Source organism: [Brevibacterium] flavum (assembly GCF_019317305.1).
GTDB classification, from domain to species: Bacteria; Actinomycetota; Actinomycetes; order Mycobacteriales; family Mycobacteriaceae; genus Corynebacterium; species Corynebacterium glutamicum.
Map to the genome: position 1 here is coordinate 1,249,384 of NZ_CP079240.1, position 19,592 is coordinate 1,268,975.

Consider the following 19,592-nt stretch of genomic DNA (forward strand, 5'->3'; position numbering starts at 1 on the left):
TGGATAATCCCAGGTGAAGGCAGGTTAACCCCGATGAGAAAAGCCGGGGAGAGGTTCCCTGGCTTTCGGTTTTACATCAAGGATTTGTACACATCAATGGTCTGCTGAGCAATTGTTGCCCAGGAGAAATCATTGATAGCACGTTCGCGCCCTGCGAGACCAAATTTGGCTGCGGTCTCTCGATCAGCGACCATTTTATTCACCGCTTCGGCGATATCGCGCTCGAAGGTTTCGACATCGTTTTCGTCGTAGTGAACGAGGGTGCCGGTGGTGCCGTCGACAACAACCTCAGGGATGCCTCCAACGTCGGATGCGACAACTGCGGTGTTGCAGGCCATTGCTTCCAAGTTCACGATGCCCAGTGGCTCGTAAATGGATGGGCACACGAAGGTGTCAGCAGCGGTGAGAATCTCTTGGATTTTGTCCTTGCCCAGCATGTCCTGAACCCAGAAAATGCCTTCGCGCTTTGCCTGGAGTTCTTCTACCAGGGCGGTGGTGCGAGCTGCGATTTCGGGGGTGTCTGGCGCGCCGGCACAGAGCACAAGCTGCACGGACTCGTCGAAAAGCGCTGCTGCCTTGATGAGGTGCTCGACGCCTTTTTGGCGGGTGATGCGGCCGACAAATGCGACGATGGGCCGCTGTGGGTCCACGCCTAGGGAGCGGAGTACGGAATCTTCCGCGTCATCGAAGGTGGGGCGAGGCTGCCACAGCTCAGTGTCGATGCCGTTGAGGACAACACGCACGTTGTCCGGCTCGATGCGAGGGTACGCAGCGAGGATGGAATCTTTCATGCGAGCCGACACAGCGATGACCGCGTCAGCGTATTCCATGGCATTTTTTTCAGACCAGGAGGACACGTCGTATCCACCGCCAAGCTGCTCACGCTTCCATGGGCGATCCGGCTCCAAAGAGTGCGCGGTAGCCACGTGAGGAATGCCGTGGAGACGAGCTGCAAGGTGGCCGCCAAGACCTGCATACCAAGTGTGTGAGTGCACGACATCCACGTTGTTTGCAGCTTCTGCCATGCGTAAACCGGTGGACAGTGTCTTAATCGCAGGGTTCGCGCTTTCCAAGGCAGGATCGACGCCGTGGACGAAAACTCCCTCCATATCGCGAGGTGCACCCATGCAGTGAACATCAACTTCAGCGATCTCACGCATGAATCGGGTCAATTCGGTGACGTGCACGCCAGCGCCGCCGTAAACCTCTGGTGGATACTCTCTTGTCATCATTCCGACTCTCATAATTTCTAAAGATTAGCCATCTAAAAACAGTTGCGCAGCGATACCGAAATGGGGGCACTAAAAGGGGCTATCATTCGGACCCCGAAACGATGTTTAGACAATTTGTTACCCAGCTTTCATGCGGGATAGTTATTTTGCCTTTATGGTTAAGGGTGTGAAGGGTAGACCAAATGTTTTAGCAATCGTTCTCGCAGGTGGCGAGGGCAAACGACTTTTTCCGTTGACGGAGGACCGAGCTAAGCCTGCGGTCCCATTCGGCGGAACTTACAGATTGATCGACTTTGTTTTGTCGAACCTGGTGAACTCCGGATTCCTCAAGATCGCGGTACTGACTCAGTACAAGTCGCATTCATTGGATAGGCATATTTCATTGTCGTGGAACGTGTCTGGTCCAACGGGGCAGTACATTGCTTCTGTTCCTGCGCAGCAGCGCCTGGGCAAGCGATGGTTCACTGGTTCCGCGGATGCAATTTTGCAGTCTCTGAACTTGATCTCTGATGAGAAACCGGATTATGTCATCGTTTTCGGCGCGGACCACGTGTATCGCATGGACCCAAGCCAGATGCTAGATGAGCACATTGCATCTGGTCGCGCGGTTTCTGTGGCAGGTATTCGCGTTCCACGTGAGGAAGCAACTGCGTTTGGTTGCATCCAGTCCGATGACGACGGCAACATAGCCGAGTTCTTGGAAAAGCCAGCTGACCCTCCGGGAACCCCTGATGATCCTGACATGACTTACGCGTCGATGGGTAACTACATTTTCACCACTGAAGCCCTGATCCAGGCGCTGAAAGATGATGAAAATAACGAGAACAGTGATCATGACATGGGCGGAGACATCATTCCGTACTTCGTCTCCCGCAATGATGCGCATGTTTATGATTTCTCCGGAAACATTGTTCCTGGCGCAACTGAGCGTGACAAGGGCTACTGGCGCGACGTCGGTACCATTGATGCGTTCTACGAGTGCCACATGGACCTGATTTCCGTGCACCCAATCTTCAATCTGTATAACTCTGAGTGGCCAATCCACACGACCTCTGAAGGTAACTTGCCTCCGGCTAAGTTCGTTCGGGGCGGTATCGCGCAGTCGTCGATGGTGTCTTCAGGTTCCATCATTTCTGCTGGGACTGTTCGCAACTCCGTTCTGTCCAACAACGTTGTTGTCGAAGAGGGCGCAACGGTGGAAGGTGCAGTGCTGATGCCGGGCGTGCGCATCGGTAAGGGTGCTGTTGTCCGCCATGCGATTCTGGACAAGAACGTGGTTGTCCGCGACGGAGAGCTCATCGGTGTCGACCAAGTGCGCGATGCGCAGCGCTTCAAGGTGAGCGCCGGCGGCGTCGTGGTTGTCGGTAAGAACCAGGTAGTCTAAACGGGAAAGGGACCTTAAAAGGTCCCTTTTTTCGCTTCTCGACGTCCCCCTCTAGGCTTTAGTCACCACGGTTAAGCCTGCACCAAGGGGCAGGCGAGCAACGTGTGCGCCTTCAATGGAACGAATATATTCATCGGCGTCACGTGCTGCTTGGGTGTCACGATCCTTGCGGGTTTGATCCGCAATGGTGCCGTCAAGGAGCGCATCGGCGAGCACCAGCGCACCGCCTCGTCGAAGAAGCGGCCAGGCGGCGTCGACAAGCGCCTTTAAATCCATGGGGGAGACTTGGCCGAAGACAAGCTGATAGCTGTCGTTGGCAAGGCGGCTCATCACGTCGAGCGGACGCGAGAGCAAGAAGCGTACGCGGCTGGGGGAATAGCCGGCCTCGCGGAAGAGTGCTTTGGCCTGACGCTGATGCTCTGATTCAGGATCAATGCAGGTCAGTGTGGTGTTATCGGCCAGTCCGTTCAGGATATACAGACCCACCAACCCGGCAGCCGGGGTAATCGCGATGGCACCAGTGGAGCCGTTGCCATTGGTGGTGGCAGCCAAAGTGGTTAGCAGCTGGCCAGTCATTTCATCCGGGGCGGGGAGACCGAACTCGGCGGCGTCTTCACGAGCGCGCGCTACAGCAGCGTCGGTTTCAGTAGTGGACTCGACATAAGTGCGAAGATACTCGAAGGCGTTACTCACGCGTTATAGTCTAGAGCGAGCAGGCGAGATGTGAAGTACCTACACGCATTAAGTGCAAATGAATTCACAATTGCCAGAAGATGCACAGGATGTAATCTAGATTTCCCAAGTTCAGTGGGGCAAAATGACTTATATGAAAAAGAAGTCCCGAGATGACGCACCCGTCGTAATCGAAACCGTTCAAGCAGAACATGCTGAAGAACTCACGGGCACTGCAGCATTCGATGCTGGACAGGCAGACATGCCAACATGGGGCGAACTAGTCGCAGAACATGCAGATAGCGTTTACCGCCTCGCGTACCGTCTTTCCGGCAACCAGCACGATGCTGAAGACCTGACCCAAGAAACATTCATGCGTGTCTTCCGCTCGTTGAAGAGCTACCAGCCAGGTACCTTTGAGGGCTGGCTGCACCGCATCACCACCAACTTGTTCCTTGATATGGTTCGCCACCGCGGCAAGATCCGCATGGAGGCGCTGCCTGAAGATTATGAGCGCGTGCCGGGCAATGACATCACCCCAGAGCAGGCATACACCGAAGCTAACCTTGACCCAGCTCTGCAGGCAGCCCTCGATGAGTTGAGCCCAGACTTCCGCGTGGCCGTGATCCTGTGTGACGTTGTTGGTATGAGCTATGACGAAATCGCAGAGACCCTCGGAGTGAAGATGGGTACCGTGCGTTCCCGTATTCACCGTGGACGCAGCCAGCTTCGTGCAAGTTTGGAAGCTGCAGCAATGACCAGCGAGGAAGTTTCTTTGTTGGTTCCAACCCACTAAAGCTGGTGTGTTTTCTGACACGACAAACGCAAATGTCGTGTCATTTTTGCAGTTCAGCGCAATATTTTGGGGTTCGTGGTGCGGACAGGGAACTTATCGCAGGCGACATCCGTTTTGAGTAGTAGGTATCTTGGATAAGAAGTTACCCACATCCTTGAAAGTCGAGACACAGGAGGTCATCGGAAGATATGTTCAATTCCGACACCACCGCGAATCTCCAAGCTAAAAGTCGAGATCGTGCAGGATCTAAAGCAAAGCGCAGCAGGCCAAGTTTTGATTCAGTAACGCGGGATGTTTTGGATGTTCGAACAAAAACAGCACAAGTTAAAAACAAGGCTAAAGAGTTTTCCTCTGTTGATCACCTTTCAGCAGACGCCGCAGCCATGTTTGTAGACAATGAACTGTCCCGTGGCGCCATGCATCGCGCCAGGCTGCACATTGTGCACTGCGCTGAATGTAGGGAAGAGATTAACCGTCAGCGGGAAACCGTTGATTATCTCCGCTCAGAGTGCAAAAACGAAGAAGTGTCCGCCCCAATGGACCTCAAAGCACGGCTTGCCAGCCTCGCCACTGAGTGCATGCCTGGCCCTGGCGCAGAGAATTTAGCAATGCAGCGCCCAGAGTCTTTTGTGGCTAAAGTTGAGTCCGTAGTGCGCGCAGTTCGTAAGAACCAAGGCCGCTAATTTTTAATCCTTATTTACATTTTCTGTGACATTCTCTGAAAGACCGGTCTGATGTTTTCTAGCGTGGGTTGGGGAGAGATCTTCCTCTTAGTCGTTGTGGGCCTTGTTGTCATCGGCCCGGAACGGTTGCCTCGTTTGATCCAGGACGCACGCGCTGCGCTGCTCGCTGCACGTACCGCTATCGACAATGCAAAGCAGTCGTTGGACAGTGATTTTGGTTCGGAATTTGATGAAATCCGAAAGCCACTAACCCAGGTTGCACAGTACAGCCGGATGAGCCCCAAGACGGCCATCACTAAGGCGTTGTTTGATAATGATTCCTCGTTCCTGGATGACTTTGATCCAAAGAAGATCATGGCCGAAGGAACAGAAGGCGAAGCTCAGCGCAACAAGCAGGCAGCTGACAACAATGCGAATGTGGTGGAACGTCCAGCTGATGGTTCCACCGCACGCCCAACGCAAAACGATCCAAAAGACGGCCCGAATTACTCAGGCGGCGTCTCTTGGACCGATATTATTTAGCTTTTATTTAACGCCAAGCCCAAGCGTTTTACCCACCAGCGATACCTTGCGGTGAGCTAGGTGTTCAGCGATCTCATTGATCGCTGCAGCGGTTGGGGAGTGTGGTTCAGAAATCGCAATAGGATTTCCCACATCGCCACCGATACGCAGGTTCGGATCCAATGGAACAGATCCGATGACCTTGACCTCTTCACCTGTCACAGCGGTAAGACGATCAGCAATCTTTTGACCGCCGCCGGTGCCGAAAACATCCATGGTGGTGCCATCAGGAAGCACCATGGCAGACATGTTTTCAATCACGCCAGCAACCTTCTGGTTGGTCTGCACAGAGATCGTTCCTGCTCGCTCGGCAACCTCAGCTGCGGCAGCCTGAGGAGTGGTCACAATGAGCAACTCAGCATTCGGGATCAATTGGGCAACAGTGATGGCGATGTCACCAGTTCCTGGAGGAAGATCCAGCAGCAAAATATCCAGGTCGCCCCAGAACACGTCAGTGAGGAATTGCTGGATGGCACGGTGCAGCATTGGTCCACGCCACACCACAGGAGCATTTCCTTCGGTGAAGTGAGCAATGGATATCATCTTCACGCCGTGTGCCTGGGGAGGCATGATCATGTCATCGACCTGGTGTGGGCGTTGGTCTGAGCCAAGCATTCCGGGCACTGAGTGTCCGTAAATATCGGCATCCAAAATTCCCACAGACAGTCCGCGCTTGGCTAGGGCTGCAGCCAAGTTCACCGTCATGGAGGATTTTCCTACGCCACCTTTGCCGGAAGCAACAGCGTAAACGCGGGTAGTGGAACCAGGCTGAGCGAATGGAATCACTGGCTCAGAAGTTTCACCGCGCAGGGAGACGCGGAGCGCACGGCGCTGTTCATCACTCATGACATCGGTGGTGACCTGAACTTGGCCAACCCCGTCGATGTCTTTGAGAGCTGCTTCAGTGTTGGTGACAATAGTGGTTTTCATCGGGCAAGCCGCGATCGTCAGGTAGACCTCCACCTGGACATCAGAGCCGTCGATGGACACTGATTTGACCATGCCGAGCTCTGTGATGGGCTTACCGATCTCTGGATCCTCTACGCGGGATAGCGCGCTGCGGACAGCGGATTCGGTTACTTGAGTCATCACGTATCGATAGTAGTCCCAAGTTTTGATACTCCCTAAAATTCGTCTGCAACATCACCCTGAGTGGGGTCAGACAAATCTTGAGGTCCTGATCCGTGCTGTTCGTGGCGGTCTGCAATACGGGACGCTGCCTCGTCGTCGAGCTTGGCTTCAATGCGGTCAAGAAGTCCGCGGAGATCTTCTAACTCATGGCGCAAATAGTCACGTGTGACAGTATCTCCCAAGGCTAAGCGAACGCCTGCGAGTTCCCGTGCGAGGAATTCAGTATCGGCTTTTGTCTCTTCAGCACGCCGACGATCCGCCAAAATGGTGTGCTTATCGCGGTCTTCTTGACGGTTTTGCGCCAACAGGATCAGCGGAGCAGCATAAGCAGCCTGCGTGGAGAATGCCAGGTTGAGCAGGATGAAAGGGTAGGGGTCCCAACTCCAGGCCCAGCCACCGATGTTGAGGAAAATCCACACCACCACGAAAATGGTTTGCCAAAACAGGTACTGTCCCGTGCCAAAGAACCGGGCTACTTTTTCGGCGTAGGCACCAATGGTGTCATCGTCGAATTTAAATCGTTTGCGGGATCCAAAAAGTGGGCTGTCTAATTCGGAGCGGTTGAAATCAGCCATGGGTGTGCTCCTTTCCTGGTCGGATTCCGGCGTCGCGCCAGTCTTCTGGCAGCATGTGGTCGAGCAAGTCATCGACAGCTACGGCACCAAGCAGATGGCGGTTTTCATCCAAGACGGGGCCGCACACCAAGTTGTAGGTGGCAAAGAATCGGGCTGCGGTTTCTTGAGAATCATCAGCGTAGAGCGGTGGCAGATCGGGGTCGAGGATGCCACCAATCAAACTTGATGGAGGCTCCCGAAGCAGTTTCTGCAGATGCACGCAGCCGAGGTATTTTCCAGTAGGCGTGGCCGTGGGTGGGCGCACCACAAAGATCAACGATGCCAAAGAAGTAGGAAGGTCGGGGTTTCTGGCCATCGCCAACGCTTCAGCGACTGTGGTGGAAGGATCCATAATTAATGGCTCAGGAGTCATCAGCGCACCAACGGTGTCCGGGGAGAAATCCATCAAACGACGCACCGGCGCAGATTCCTCAGGGTCCATCAGATCCAACAACACATCAGCTTTGTCATCAGGCAGCTCACCCAACAAGTCTGCAGCATCATCTGGATCCATTTCCTCCAGAATGTCCGCGGCACGTTCGATGTCTAATTCTTCAATCAACTCGGCTTGGCGGTCCTCGGACAATTCCTGCAGGATATCCGCCAGCTTTTCGTCGTCAAGCTCTTCCGTCACTTCGGTACGCTGAGCCGTAGGCAGCTGATAAAGCTGCTTTGCGACGTCCGCAGGCCTCATATCCTCAAACCCTGCGATGAGTTCGGCGGTGTGATTGGACTCGCCGACACCACCTGCGGTGATGCCGTGGATATGACTCCACGGCACTGTGTGCAGCATTGGGCGCCGGCCAAATTTAGGGCGCTCACCCAGCACCGCCACGCGCGTGATGATCCAATCGCGAGTGCGCGATAACTCCAGCTCCACATCGGCGATTTCTACCGCGCGACCGTGGAATTGTTGCAGCTCTGGATCATCGGTATGTACTTTTGCACCCACAATATCGCCCATGACCTGCAATTCACCGGTGCGCACGCGAAAGGTTCGAAGTGATACAGAACCGGTAACCAAAGTAATGTCTTTCGGTTCAATGGCAGCGATACGCAACATGGGGACAAAAATACGGCGTTTATTATTAACTAGCTCAACCACTAATCCCAATGCGCGGGAATCATGCCCATAAGGGCGAATATTCACCACGACATCGCGGACGCGACCAATAGCATCCGTATCGGGGCCTCGGACCACCATCCCAGCGAGGCGGCCCACGTAAAGTCGGGAAATTCCACTCATGAACGCCTAGTCTACGGGAACCATTTCACCAGCGTGTACGTTGTAAATGTGAACTGAAAAAGTGAAAAGGAAGATGATAAAGATGACTCAACCACGGCCCGATGCCGCATCTGTGTCGCTGGAAAAGAAGCGCCCAGAAGGATGGCCAGTGGGAAGCTTTGAAACATACCCAGAAGCCCAAGCAGCAGTGGATTTGCTCAGTGATAATGCATTCCCCGTCACCGAATTGACCATTGTTGGTGTGGACCTGATTGAAGTGGAACGCGTTACAGGTCGTCTCACGTGGGGTCGTGTGATTGCCGGAGGAATGGCATCTGGCGCATGGTTGGGTCTGTTCTTTGGCATTGTCATGGCCTTGATGTCTGGATTCTGGTTCTCTTCCATCGCAGCGGGAATAGGTATGGGTTTGGTGTTTGGCATTGTCGGTGCAGCAGTTCCTTATGCTGCTTCCAAAGGCAAGCGGGACTTTACCTCTTCAACTCAAATTGTGGCGGGGCGCTATGATGTGATTTGTTCCCCAGAACGTGCTCGGGAAGCTCGAGACATGATTGCCCTGAAAGCTCGAGATCTCCGCCAATAAGTTAAACTAACGCCTATGAAAAATGTGGGGAAGCGGATTTTAGTCCTTGCGCTTGGTGCCTCGGTAGCGGGATGCTCAACGCTTTCCCAAGAACCTTCACCACCTGTTCCGTTGGGATACGTTGATACTGTGCAGATTGTCTCTCCCAATGGGGATATTGAGTCTTTTGTGCTGGGGAAGCTGTATGAGACCGCATTAGTGGAACGTGGCAGATCTGCATCAGTTCAGCTGATTGACGGCGACTTGGATGAGCAACTATCTATGCTGCGAGATGACAGCACTGATTTGGTGATTGCCTGCTCAGGACAATTACTGGAATATTACAACCCAGATTTAGCCTCCGAGCTTGCCGTCGAATACGCTAATCAGACAGCCTTTGATAAAAACTCTGGTGAATGGCGCGAAAAAGTCTACGATGCTCTCCAAGGATCGCTGCCGTATTCCATCGTGGCCACCGATCCTTCCAATGCTATTGGTTGTAAGGACGATACGTCGCTGCCTCAAAACATCGTGCCAATTTATAGAAAGCCCAATCTGGATAGGGGCAATCGGGACACCCTGAACTTTGTGAGCGGATCTTTGGGCACAAGCGATCTGGAGGGATTGGTCAAGGACGCCCAAACAACAGGCACAACCTCTGAAACTGCGCTGGATTTCTTATTGTCTAAAGGATTTTCACGCTAGTTCAGCCGTGGTGATGCACGTGGGGGCGTCATCACCCGTAGAGATCGGCTGGGTGGATTTCAGGCCGTCATGTTCGATGGTGAGTGTGGCATCAATGTTGCGGGGGAGCCACATCCCAACAAATCCATTATCGTAGGTGATGGTGTCCTCTTCGAGGATGGTTTCTCCATTATCTGCCACCACCGTTACTTTCACTGGGGTGTTGGCGAGTTCACCAGTACATGTGGTGAGGCTGTGATAGAAGCACTCGTGGGTTGTGGTGGTGTACGGGGCTGCGGAGATATAGAACTCATCTGCAGGCATGTCAATGCTGAGCTGTCCGCTTTGATCCGACAGAATTAACTCATCTGCCCGAATGGAGGCCATGAGGTTAGTTGCTCTGTCTGCGACTGGGGTTTGATCAAGTTCTGTGATGATCTCCTGCGCTGAGCGTCCATCGAATCCCTCGAGCTGCGTGGTGGAAGTGGAGGAGCAGCCACTTAGCAAAAGTACTGAAGAGATCGTGACCGCACAGATTCGTTTCATGCCTTCCACCTTAGGCAACCACGGCAGCAAAAAAGGGCCTTATGCTGTGTGATTCACACTGCATAAGGCCCTCTAGGCTAGTGCAGGACTATAAAGACTTAAGCCTCGAAAGCCTCGTCGATAAGCTGCTTCTCCTCCAGCTGGTGCACCTTAGCAACACCAGTTGCGGTGGAGGACTGAGCGCGGCGGGAAACGCGGCGCATCTTTGGCATGTTCGGGATCAGCTCTGGGAGGTGCTCCTGGTAGAACGGCCATGGGCCCTGGTTTGCTGGCTCATCCTGAACGAAGAGGACTTCCTCAGCGTTAGGGTAGCCGGCAAGAGCCTCGGAGATGCGGTTGAACGGAATTGGGTGGAGCATTTCGATACGAACGATCGCGATGTCGTCGCGTCCGTCCTTCTCCTTGCGCTTTGCCAATTCGTAGTACAGCTTGCCGGAGACCAGCATGACCTTCTTCACCTTGGCTGCATCTGCAACGTTTGGATCGTCGATCACGGATTGGAACTTGGTGACCTCAGTGAAGTCTTCTGGTGCGGAGGCAGCAGCCTTGTTACGCAGCATGGACTTCGGGGTGAAGATAACCAGTGGACGCTTCAGGTCGGACAGAGCGTGACGACGCAGCAGGTGGAAGTGGTTTGCTGGGGTGGATGGCTGAGCAACAGTCATGGAACCCTCAGCGCACAGCTGCAGGAAGCGCTCGATACGTGCGGAAGAGTGGTCTGGGCCCTGGCCTTCGTAGCCGTGAGGCAGCAGAAGGATCAGCTTGGAGGTCTGGCCCCACTTAGCTTCGCCTGAGGAGACGTACTCATCGATGATGGTCTGAGCGCCGTTGGCGAAGTCGCCGAACTGTGCTTCCCATGCAACGACGGAGTCTTCGTTTCCTACGGAGTAGCCGTACTCGAAGCCCATGCCTGCGTACTCGGTCAGTGCGGAGTTGTAGACCAGGAACTTACCGTTGTTGCCCTTGGACTGTGCAAGCTCGTGGAGTGGGTTGAACTCTTCAGCGGTCGCTGGGTCGATGGCAACTGCGTGGCGCTGGGTGAAGGTACCGCGGCGGGAATCCTCACCTGCAAGGCGAACCAAGCGGCCGGAGTTAGCTAGGGAACCGAAGGCGAGGAGCTCGCCCCATGCCCAGTCGATGCCACCTTCGGTGACAGAGGAGACGCGCTTCTTAGCAACGGGAGCCACACGTGGGTGGTAGTTGAAGCCTTCTGGGGTGTTGGCGAAAGCCTGTCCCAGTTCCAGGAGCTCTTCACGGGAGATGTTGGTCTCAAGGCCGTGTGGAAGCTTCTGGGAGCCGGTGATGCCGGTCTGTGCCTCAGCCTGCTTCTTGCCGCCTTCCTTGACTTCGTTGAACACAGATTCCATCTGGTCGTGGAAGTCGCGGACGACTGCTTCTGCATCTTCGTTGGAGAGGTCTCCACGTCCGAGCAGGTCTTCGGTGTACTGAGCACGAACGGTCTCGCGGCCGGTGATGAGCTCATACATCTTTGGCTGGGTCATGGAAGGATCATCAGCTTCGTTGTGGCCGCGGAGGCGGTAGCAAACGAGGTCGATGAAGACGTCCTTGCCGAAGCGACGACGGTACTCGGTGGCCAGCTGGCCAACCCAGACAACTGCCTCTGGGTCATCACCATTGACGTGGAAGACTGGGCAGCCGAATGCCTTGGCGTAGTCGGTTGCGTAGTGCATGGAGCGGCTGGAGTCTGGGGTGGTGGTGAAGCCGATCTGGTTGTTCACCACGATGTGGATGGTGCCGCCGACGTCGTAGCCACGCAGCTTAGCCAGGTTGATGGTTTCTGGCACGATGCCCAGGCCTGCGAATGCAGCGTCACCGTGGAGCAGCAGTGGCACAACAGTCTTGCCGTCTACGCCCTTGTCCAGGTAGTCCTGCTTTGCGCGGACGATACCTTCCATCACTGGGTTAACAGCTTCCAGGTGGGACGGGTTAGCAGTCAGGGAGACCTTGATCTCGCCGTCGCCGAACATCTGCAGGTGCTGGCCTTCGGAACCGAGGTGGTACTTCACGTCACCGGAGCCACCGATCTGGCCCTGCTCCATTTGGCCTTCAAACTCGTTGAAGATGGATGCCAGTGGCTTGCCCACGATGTTGAACAGCACGTTGAGGCGTCCACGGTGTGGCATACCGATGACAACTTCGTCGAGGCCCTGGCCTGCGGCGGTGTCGATGGCGGAGTCCATCAGTGGGATAAGTGCTTCTGCACCTTCGAGGGAGAAGCGCTTCTGGCCGACGTACTTGGTCTGCAGGAAGTTCTCGAAAGCCTCCGCGGCGTTCAGCTTCTGCAGGATGTACTTCTGCTCTGCCTGGGTTGGCTTTGGCATACCTGCTTCGAGGCGGTCCTGCAGCCAGGTGCGCTCGTCGCGGTCCAGGATGTGGGTGTATTCGGAGCCGACCTTGAGGGTGTACGCAGCGCGGAGGCGGGACAGTACCTCGCGCAGGGTCATGGTCTCCTTGCCGCCGAAGCCACCGACGCTGAAGGTACGGTCCAGATCCCAGATGGTCAGGCCGTGGGTCTCGATGTCGAGGTCGCGGTGGTCTGGAACTGGCATGCCAGGCTGAACCCATGAAAGTGGGTTGGTGTCAGCGATGAGGTGTCCACGGGAGCGGTATGCCTCAATGAGCTGCATGACGCGGGTGTTCTTATCAACACCGGTGTTTGGAACGTCCTGTGCCCAACGCATTGGGGTGTAAGGAACGTTCATTGCGTCGAAGATCTCATCCCAGAAGGAATCATCGGTGAGCAGGCGAGACATGGTGCGCAGGAATTCACCGGACACAGCACCCTGGATCACGCGGTGATCGTAGGTGGAGGTGATGGTTACTAGCTTGCCAACGCCGAGCTCTGCAAGGCGGTCTTCGGAAGCGCCCTGGAACTCTGCTGGGTAATCCATGGAACCGACACCGATGATGGTGCCCTGGCCCTTGGTCAGACGTGGGACAGAGTGGCGGGTACCGATGCCACCTGGGTTGGTCAAGGAAACGGTAACGCCCTGGTAGTCATCCATGGTGAGCTTGCCCTTGCGGGAGCGTGTCACGATGTCTTCGTATGCTGCGAGGAACTCGGAGAAGTTCATCTTCTCGGTTTCCTTGATGGCTGCTACGACAAGTGCGCGGGAGCCGTCCTTCTGAGGAAGGTCGATAGCAAGGCCCAGGTTGATGTGCTCAGGCACGATCAGGGTTGGCTTGCCGTCGATGACGTCGTAGGAGTTGTTCATGTCCGGGTGAGCCATGACTGCCTTCACCATGGCGTAGCCAATGATGTGGGTGAAGGAGATCTTGCCACCGCGGGTGCGCTTGAGCTGATCGTTGACCATCGCGCGGTTTTCGAACATGAGGCGAGCTGGCATATCGCGAACCGAGGTTGCGGTTGGGATTTCCAGGGAGATATCCATGTTCTTCGCGATGGACTTGAAAATACCCCTGATTGGGGTTTGTCCTGGCTCCGGAAGCTTAGGTTGCTGTGGCACTGAGGACTCCTTGGCCTTTGGGGCGGCCTTGGCGGCCGGCTTGGTTTCTACGCGCGGTGCTGCCTTGGCTGCAGGGGCAGCCTTTGGTGCTGGTTTCGCAGACTCCTTGGGCGCTGAAGGCTGTGCTTCTGTTGTAGCGGGGGTAGTATTTGGTCCCCCCTGCGCCTCAAAGAGTTCTCTCCATTCCTTGTCCACGGACTTGGGGTCCTTCTGGAACTGCTGGAACATCTCGTCTACCAGCCACGCATTCTGGCCGAAAGTACTAGCGCTGCTCACGGCAGGTACTCGCCTCTTTTCCTTGCTTCTTGAGGGTTTATTGAGCTTTGTTTTATCCACTGTAACGTTGGTCGTTGGCTGATTATGCCTAAGCCCCAGTTGTAGCATTAATTTGTTGACAGTTCTCCTAAAAATAACGTGTCAGGCCATTAAATGCCACATGCGGGCGTAGGTGCCGTTAGCAGACAACAACGCGTCGTGAGATCCGTCCTCAATGATACGTCCTTGTTCAACAACAAGAATACGGTCGGCCCTTTTAGCGGTTGCCAAGCGGTGCGCGACGATGATGCTGGTGCGTCCCTTAGTGACTCGATCGGAGGCGTTGAGGATAACGGCTTCGGTGGCGGGGTCGAGGGTGGAGGTGGCTTCGTCGAGAAGCATGATGGAAGGCTCGATGAGTTCGGCGCGCGCCAGCGCGATCAGTTGGCGCTGTCCGGATGACAGGTTGCGCCCGCGTTCACCGACTTGATGGTTGAAACCATCAGGGATGGCGGCGATGGCGTTTAAGGCTCCGACGCGGCGTGCTGCCGCTTCGATTTTGCTTGTCGACGCCTCCCTGCATCCGTAGCCAATGTTGTCGGCGATGCTTCCACTAAACAAGTGTGCTTCTTGTGGCACGGTACCGATTGTGCGGCGCCAATCAGCGGTGGGGAAGTCCTTGATATCGATCTCGCCAGCTTTCACGGCACCTTCATTGGGGTCGTAGAGACGGGAAAGGAGTTTCACCACGGTGGATTTTCCAGCGCCGGTTGGTCCCACCACAGCGACAGTGGTTCCTGGCTCGATCTGCACGGTGACGTTTTCTAGGATCGGATCGTCTGAATAGCCGAAGGTGACGTCGTCAAGCAATAAAGGCTGCGTGGCAGCCTGCCTAGCGTGCCTGTTGGTGCCCAGATCTGGGACGCTGGGCTGCGTTGCGAGCAGTTCGGTGATGCGACGGAAGCCGACGGCGGCTTGTTGGTAGGAGTCGAAGATTTGGCTTAGTTGTTGGATGGGGCCGAACATCAGGCCCATGTACAGCACGAATGCCACGAGTACGCCAGTGGAGATATCGCCACGCGTTACCTGCAGTGCACCGAAACCGAGCACGAGTGCCTGGGCAATTTCAGAGAGCGCGCCAAGGCCGGGGAAGTAGATGGCGATGGCCGTCTGGGATTTCACACGCAGGCGTCGGAATTCCTCTGCTTCGCCCGCATAATTGTCAAAGACTTGATCTTCCATGCGGTGCATCTGCGCGGTGCGTAAACCGGCGATGGACTCGTGGAACACCGCGTTGACCTGGCTAGCTTGCTCGCGTGAGGCGGTGTACAGCCTGGAGCTGATGCGTCGGAAAATGAGAGTGAGCACGATGATGATCGGCACCACGGACAGCGCAACGAGTGCTAGTTGTGCGTCGGTGATGGCGAGCATGGTGACCACACCGATGAGCGTGCCCACAGAGACAACTGTTTGCGCCAGACCTGTTTGGAGGAAGGACGAGAGGTTGTCGATGTCAGTGGTCATGCGCGTCATGATGCGGCCGGACATGGTGCGTTCGAAATAGCTCATGGACAGGCGCAATAGATGCACAAATGAGCGCAGACGCAAGCCGTAAAGCAGTCGTTCACCGGTGCGTGCCGTGATGATCGTGTTGATCGCGGCGGCTGCCCAGGATAGGAGGACTACTACGCTGCCTGCGATGGCGATCCACCACAACGTGGAGGCGCTTTGTGCTTGCACACCGTTGTCGATGGCTGCCCGCATCAGTGTCGGAAATGCTAGATCGGCCGCAACGCCTACCAGCAACAACGCGACGACTGCGGCGATGAGCCAACGGACCTGCTTGAACAAACTGAGCAATTTGAAACCGGAGGTACTGGTCCGCAGCCTCTCGGCATCAACTCGTGTTTCTTCCGTTGCTGCTGGCAGCGCCTCAATCTGCGCGAGCAGCTCAGGGGTTGCCGGCATGGACATGCCACGGCCTCGACCAGGGGCAGGTGCAAGAATCTTGTACTGCTTTTCTGTGGAGACCTCCGGCCACAATTGCTCTTGGCTGGGTAGTGAACCGTTGTCGAGGGTGAATTCCGGATCGTGAGAATCCTGGAAATCAAGAGCCATCAGATGCGAGAAACGAGCGTGATCACGCATCTCACTCAACGGTCCCAGTGCTGTTACCCGTCCATCTTCGACCAGACCAACCCGATCGCCGAGCTCCAAAGTGGAGTGGCGGTGCGCGATGATCAAAATGGTGACATCGTGCAGTTCTTCGCGCAAGGCCTGGAAAATGCGGTCCTCAGTGGAGGCATCAATCGCAGAGGTGGCATCATCAAGCACCAACACTTTGGGATGCGCCAGGAAAGCCCGTGCGAGGGCGATGCGTTGGCGTTGACCACCAGAAAGCGTCAGGCCGCGTTCGCCAATGACTTCCTCGTATCTGTTTGGAAGCCGATCGATAAAATCATGAGCCTGGGCAAGCCTGGCTGCGTGTTCGATCTGCTCATCACTGACATCCAAACCCATCGAGATGTTCTCGCGGATGGAGGAGGAGTACAAGAACGGCTCATCAAAAACCGCGATGAGATTCTTGCGGATATCGCTGTGGGTGAGGTCGTCAAAGCGAGTGCGATGGCCGTTGCTATCAAAGGCGATGTGGCCACCATCTGGTTGATAAAAGTTTCCCGCAAGCTGCACAGCCATGGTCTTGCCTGAACCTGGAGGGCCCACCAACACAACGGTTTCACCGGCCTGAACACTCAGCTCAAAACCGTTGAGAATCCCACGGAAATCTACGTTGTTGAACGACAGACCCAGGGGAGTGTCGGGAAGTGACAGGGGGTGTGCAGGATCGGTGTGTTCAGGTTGAAGATCAATGACTTCAAAGATGCGCTCCACAGAAGACAGCGCCAATTGCACGCGCATGAGCATGCCCGACAGTGACCTAGCCACCGCCGACAAGCTAGTGAGATAGGAAGAAAACGCCACAAACGTGCCCACCGTGATGTGACCAGTCATGGCCAAATAGCCACCGCCAACAATGTTGACCACCAAAGCAAGCTGCGGAAGCTGCTCAACCATGGGGATGAACTTTGCCGTCAGACGTGCAGTGCGCATGCGCTGGGCAAATAACTCACGTGCGGTGAGATCCAATTTATCGGTCTCGCGGTCTTCCTGCGCAAATGCCTTGACCACGCGGATACCCGTGACAGTTTCTTCCACATGAGTGGTCAGATCCGCAGCCTTTTGCTGGGCCGACCACGTGGACGCAAAAAGCGCCTTTCGGGAATAGGCCACAGCCCACAACAGCAGCGGAACCAATACGGCAGCGATGATGGTCAGCGGCGGGGAAATAGCCAGCATGATCACCAAAGTGAGCACAAGCTTGACCACATTTCCGATCAACATCGGCAACATCGCCACAAGGCTTTGCACCATGTTGATATCCGAAATGGACCGACTGACTACTTGGCCTGTGCGAATAGAGTCCTGACCTGGCCCATCGAGGTTCTGCAATGAGCGCATCGTTTTAAGCCGGACATCATGCTGTACCCCCATGCTGAGCTTGCCTGCGGTGTATCGCCGTCCAAATTGACTGGCATAGCGAAGCAACGCGAGAAGCACGATGAGGGCAATGACGCTGGTCAACACGCTTACTCCACTCGGAGTGAAACGGTCCAGCAGGTCAGTGGTTAAAGTATCTCCGGCATTTCCCAGCGCAATATCGATAGCGCCGCCGGTCAAAAGGGGAAGTGTAAGTTCAAACAACGTTGCAGCTAAAGCGCTGATTACGGTGAATGAGGTGAGCCAAGGTCGCTGCCACGCCACGGAAATAAGTTGGCGGATGCGTTGTGGCTTTTCAGGTGCTTTCTTAGGGGCTAATTGTGCTTTTTGAGATTGCTCAGTTTTCATGCGTGAGCCTTTCAGTATTTTTGAGCCTGTTGGGGGAGTAATCCTTTCTGTTGGAAGGGTCTTGAGTACTTAAAAATGGGTGGGGAGAGGACCAAGAGAGTCGTATGCGTTTCCGACAGTCCTCTTGGCAATTTTGCGGTTGGCCATCGTGCCCAGCACCGCACCGATACCAAACGGCAGAATTTTGCCAATCCATGCCGAACGGAAACGCTTGCTTACTTCCTTCACTGCGTAGCGCATCAGTCGGCCGTTGACTTCCATCAAGCCACCGATATTAAACCGGGAAATCGCAATGCCCGGCGCGTGGTTTTTCTTGGATAAATCACCGACGCCTGCGTCAACAATGGCTTTGCCTGCGGTGCCCAGTAGAACCACCAAAATCAAACCACGTCGGCGTTCAGGATGGCGGATGTCGATGCCACGCAGGTGCGCGGATGCCATGGTGTAAAACGCAGCAGCATCCAAAAACACCAAAGATTCAGCACCAACGGCAAGAGCACCCGTGACAAAGCCAATGCCTGGCACGGCCGCAGCCATGCCCACACCAGCGCCAGAGCCGGTAGCAAGGCGCATAAAATGCTTGTCGACGAGTACCTGCAGCTGCGCCGGTGTTTTCTCCGGATTGTGCTTCCGAAGCCAAGAAATGTATCCCTCGATGGCACCTGTTTGCATATGAGCTGCCTTGTCCAGGGCACGGATTAGGTACTTTCCGCTGAACCCGGCGTTGTCTTCTAAAACAGCGGGGTCGGAATGTACTGCATCCGTGATGATGGCGTTGTGTTCAGCCATGTGGTGCCTCCTAAAAATAGGATAGGGGAGAGAAATTTACTTGGAGAACTCCTCCGCAGCAATGATCTGCTCGTTGGTTGGAAGAACTCCGGTATAGAGGTGGAACTGCTCTGCTGCCTGAAGAGCGGCAACTTCTCCGCCGTCGATGGTTTGCTTACCCTTTTCCTTGGCCAACTTAATCAGTGGGGTCTCGACGGGGAATGCTACGCAGTCAAAGATTACGTCGGCTCGGTCTACTTCATCCTCACCAAAAGATACAACGTCTTGGTCAGGTCCATTCATTCCCATTGGGGTGACATTAACCAAAATTTTTGCGTCTTCCGGAACAGTTGCGGAGTATTCCCAACCGTAACGGGAAGCTAGCGCAGAACCGGTGGTGTGGTTGCGGGCAACGACGGTGCCACTCAGACCATAATCAGCAAGAGCTGCAACAACAGCATTGGCCATGCCGCCGGATCCCTTGATAGCTACTCGTGCATTGGGGTCCACGCGGTGTTCTTCAAGGAGGTGGTACACAGCAGTGTAGTCGGTGTTGTATCCGACAAGGTGTCCGTCATTGTTGACGATGGTGTTAACAGAACGGATGCGCTCTGCGGAAGGATCCAACTCATCGATGAGTGGGATGACATCGCTCTTGTATGGCATGGAGACACCTGCGCCGCGAATGTTCAGACCACGGATACCTGCGACTGCAGCGGTGATATCTGCTGGGGCAACAGCCTTGTACAGGTAGTTCAATCCAAGTTCAGCGTAAAGCCAGTTGTGGAAACGAACACCATGGTTGGATGGACGAGCAGCGAGAGAGATGCACAGGGTTGTTTCCCTGTCGACGTAGTTGACCATGACAGTGATTTTATACTCATGCGGAGCAAAGGAAGAGCAAATGCCTGATTGTGTGGGATATGGCTTGATTATTGGTGGAAGTTTTCGGGAAATTCCTGCCCATTTGTGTGCGGTTGGTTTTTGAAAATCCTGTAGATGTCCGGATAGCTGTGGATTTGCCGAGCCGACAGATTGGCGACGATCCTTGCGCGCATAACTGCATA

Annotated in this window: 16 protein-coding genes; 6 read left to right on the plus strand and 10 right to left on the minus strand. The window is 55.0% G+C overall.

Going from position 1 to position 19,592, the window contains the following annotated elements; all coding sequences use genetic code 11:
• Nucleotides 1–71 precede the first annotated feature (71 nt).
• A complete protein-coding gene (glgA, locus tag KW808_RS06145; RefSeq protein ID WP_003863798.1) occupies nt 72–1,244 on the minus strand; it encodes a glycogen synthase in 1,173 nt (390 codons plus the stop codon).
• 142 nt (nt 1,245–1,386) lie between these two features.
• Here glgA and glgC point away from each other — a divergent pair, with 142 nt between their 5' ends.
• Nucleotides 1,387–2,616, plus strand: coding sequence for a glucose-1-phosphate adenylyltransferase (glgC, locus tag KW808_RS06150; protein WP_003863799.1), 1,230 nt, complete (start codon nt 1,387–1,389; stop codon nt 2,614–2,616).
• Nucleotides 2,617–2,667: 51 nt separating this feature from the next.
• Here glgC and KW808_RS06155 read toward each other — a convergent pair whose 3' ends face one another.
• Nucleotides 2,668–3,309, minus strand: coding sequence for an O-methyltransferase (locus KW808_RS06155; protein ID WP_003863800.1), 642 nt, complete (start codon nt 3,307–3,309; stop codon nt 2,668–2,670).
• A 133-nt stretch (nt 3,310–3,442) separates the two neighbouring features.
• Here KW808_RS06155 and sigE point away from each other — a divergent pair, with 133 nt between their 5' ends.
• The 3 genes from sigE (at nt 3,443) to tatB (ending at nt 5,289) form a co-directional block, all read left to right on the plus strand.
• The gene (sigE, locus tag KW808_RS06160; RefSeq protein ID WP_003855001.1) at nt 3,443–4,084 is read left to right on the plus strand and encodes an RNA polymerase sigma factor SigE; all 642 of its coding nucleotides are present in this window, start codon (nt 3,443–3,445) and stop codon (nt 4,082–4,084) included.
• Nucleotides 4,085–4,272: 188 nt separating this feature from the next.
• The gene (locus tag KW808_RS06165) at nt 4,273–4,767 is read left to right on the plus strand and encodes a hypothetical protein (protein ID WP_003863801.1); all 495 of its coding nucleotides are present in this window, start codon (nt 4,273–4,275) and stop codon (nt 4,765–4,767) included.
• A 51-nt stretch (nt 4,768–4,818) separates the two neighbouring features.
• Nucleotides 4,819–5,289, plus strand: a complete 471-nt coding sequence (tatB, locus tag KW808_RS06170; protein ID WP_003854998.1) for a Sec-independent protein translocase subunit TatB — start codon at nt 4,819–4,821, stop codon at nt 5,287–5,289.
• Nucleotides 5,290–5,292: 3 nt separating this feature from the next.
• Here tatB and KW808_RS06175 read toward each other — a convergent pair whose 3' ends face one another.
• Genes KW808_RS06175 through KW808_RS06185 form a run of 3 tightly spaced genes read right to left on the minus strand, consistent with a single transcriptional unit; the run spans nt 5,293 to nt 8,319 of the window.
• Complete coding sequence (locus KW808_RS06175; RefSeq protein ID WP_003854996.1) at nt 5,293–6,417, minus strand: Mrp/NBP35 family ATP-binding protein; 1,125 nt, start codon at nt 6,415–6,417, stop codon at nt 5,293–5,295.
• A gap of 35 nt (nt 6,418–6,452) precedes the next feature.
• Nucleotides 6,453–7,034, minus strand: coding sequence for a DUF1003 domain-containing protein (locus KW808_RS06180; RefSeq protein ID WP_003854995.1), 582 nt, complete (start codon nt 7,032–7,034; stop codon nt 6,453–6,455).
• A complete protein-coding gene (locus KW808_RS06185) occupies nt 7,027–8,319 on the minus strand; it encodes a magnesium transporter MgtE N-terminal domain-containing protein (protein ID WP_003863802.1) in 1,293 nt (430 codons plus the stop codon). The genes KW808_RS06180 and KW808_RS06185 overlap by 8 nt, the downstream gene beginning before the upstream one ends.
• Nucleotides 8,320–8,401: 82 nt before the next feature.
• On the opposite strand from KW808_RS06185, the gene KW808_RS06190 reads away from it, so the two are divergent.
• Together KW808_RS06190 and KW808_RS06195 are read left to right on the plus strand one after the other, a co-directional pair.
• Nucleotides 8,402–8,899: a YflT domain-containing protein gene (locus KW808_RS06190; RefSeq protein WP_003854990.1), complete on the plus strand. Its 498-nt coding sequence runs from the start codon at nt 8,402–8,404 to the stop codon at nt 8,897–8,899.
• A gap of 15 nt (nt 8,900–8,914) precedes the next feature.
• Complete coding sequence (locus KW808_RS06195; RefSeq protein WP_003863803.1) at nt 8,915–9,583, plus strand: type 2 periplasmic-binding domain-containing protein; 669 nt, start codon at nt 8,915–8,917, stop codon at nt 9,581–9,583.
• Here KW808_RS06195 and KW808_RS06200 read toward each other — a convergent pair.
• The 5 genes from KW808_RS06200 to KW808_RS06220 all read right to left on the minus strand — a co-directional run bounded on the left by KW808_RS06200 (nt 9,575) and on the right by KW808_RS06220 (nt 19,389).
• Nucleotides 9,575–10,108, minus strand: coding sequence for a CueP family metal-binding protein (locus tag KW808_RS06200; RefSeq protein ID WP_003863804.1), 534 nt, complete (start codon nt 10,106–10,108; stop codon nt 9,575–9,577). The genes KW808_RS06195 and KW808_RS06200 overlap by 9 nt on opposite strands.
• A gap of 98 nt (nt 10,109–10,206) precedes the next feature.
• Nucleotides 10,207–13,872 (minus strand): multifunctional oxoglutarate decarboxylase/oxoglutarate dehydrogenase thiamine pyrophosphate-binding subunit/dihydrolipoyllysine-residue succinyltransferase subunit, encoded by a 3,666-nt coding sequence (locus KW808_RS06205; protein ID WP_003863805.1) that lies wholly within the window; start codon nt 13,870–13,872, stop codon nt 10,207–10,209.
• Nucleotides 13,873–14,013: 141 nt separating this feature from the next.
• The gene (locus KW808_RS06210) at nt 14,014–17,757 is read right to left on the minus strand and encodes an ABC transporter ATP-binding protein (RefSeq protein WP_499652862.1); all 3,744 of its coding nucleotides are present in this window, start codon (nt 17,755–17,757) and stop codon (nt 14,014–14,016) included.
• Between the two features lie 69 nt (nt 17,758–17,826).
• Nucleotides 17,827–18,546 (minus strand): hypothetical protein, encoded by a 720-nt coding sequence (locus tag KW808_RS06215; protein WP_003854977.1) that lies wholly within the window; start codon nt 18,544–18,546, stop codon nt 17,827–17,829.
• Between the two features lie 36 nt (nt 18,547–18,582).
• The gene (locus KW808_RS06220; RefSeq protein WP_003854975.1) at nt 18,583–19,389 is read right to left on the minus strand and encodes a shikimate 5-dehydrogenase; all 807 of its coding nucleotides are present in this window, start codon (nt 19,387–19,389) and stop codon (nt 18,583–18,585) included.
• Nucleotides 19,390–19,592 lie beyond the last annotated feature (203 nt).

Bases quoted from the DNA above. Each gene is read 5' to 3' on its own strand.
- tatB (WP_003854998.1), top strand. From the start codon at position 4,819: ATGTTTTCTAGCGTGGGTTGGGGAGAGATCTTCCTCTTAGTCGTTGTG.
- KW808_RS06175 (WP_003854996.1), bottom strand. From the start codon at position 6,417: ATGACTCAAGTAACCGAATCCGCTGTCCGCAGCGCGCTATCCCGCGTA.
- glgA (WP_003863798.1), bottom strand. From the start codon at position 1,244: ATGAGAGTCGGAATGATGACAAGAGAGTATCCACCAGAGGTTTACGGC.
- sigE (WP_003855001.1), top strand. From the start codon at position 3,443: ATGAAAAAGAAGTCCCGAGATGACGCACCCGTCGTAATCGAAACCGTT.
- KW808_RS06195 (WP_003863803.1), top strand. From the start codon at position 8,915: ATGAAAAATGTGGGGAAGCGGATTTTAGTCCTTGCGCTTGGTGCCTCG.
- KW808_RS06210 (WP_499652862.1), bottom strand. From the start codon at position 17,757: ATGAAAACTGAGCAATCTCAAAAAGCACAATTAGCCCCTAAGAAAGCA.
- KW808_RS06215 (WP_003854977.1), bottom strand. From the start codon at position 18,546: ATGGCTGAACACAACGCCATCATCACGGATGCAGTACATTCCGACCCC.
- KW808_RS06200 (WP_003863804.1), bottom strand. From the start codon at position 10,108: ATGAAACGAATCTGTGCGGTCACGATCTCTTCAGTACTTTTGCTAAGT.
- KW808_RS06220 (WP_003854975.1), bottom strand. From the start codon at position 19,389: ATGGTCAACTACGTCGACAGGGAAACAACCCTGTGCATCTCTCTCGCT.
- glgC (WP_003863799.1), top strand. From the start codon at position 1,387: ATGGTTAAGGGTGTGAAGGGTAGACCAAATGTTTTAGCAATCGTTCTC.
- KW808_RS06185 (WP_003863802.1), bottom strand. From the start codon at position 8,319: ATGAGTGGAATTTCCCGACTTTACGTGGGCCGCCTCGCTGGGATGGTG.
- KW808_RS06180 (WP_003854995.1), bottom strand. From the start codon at position 7,034: ATGGCTGATTTCAACCGCTCCGAATTAGACAGCCCACTTTTTGGATCC.
- KW808_RS06165 (WP_003863801.1), top strand. From the start codon at position 4,273: ATGTTCAATTCCGACACCACCGCGAATCTCCAAGCTAAAAGTCGAGAT.
- KW808_RS06190 (WP_003854990.1), top strand. From the start codon at position 8,402: ATGACTCAACCACGGCCCGATGCCGCATCTGTGTCGCTGGAAAAGAAG.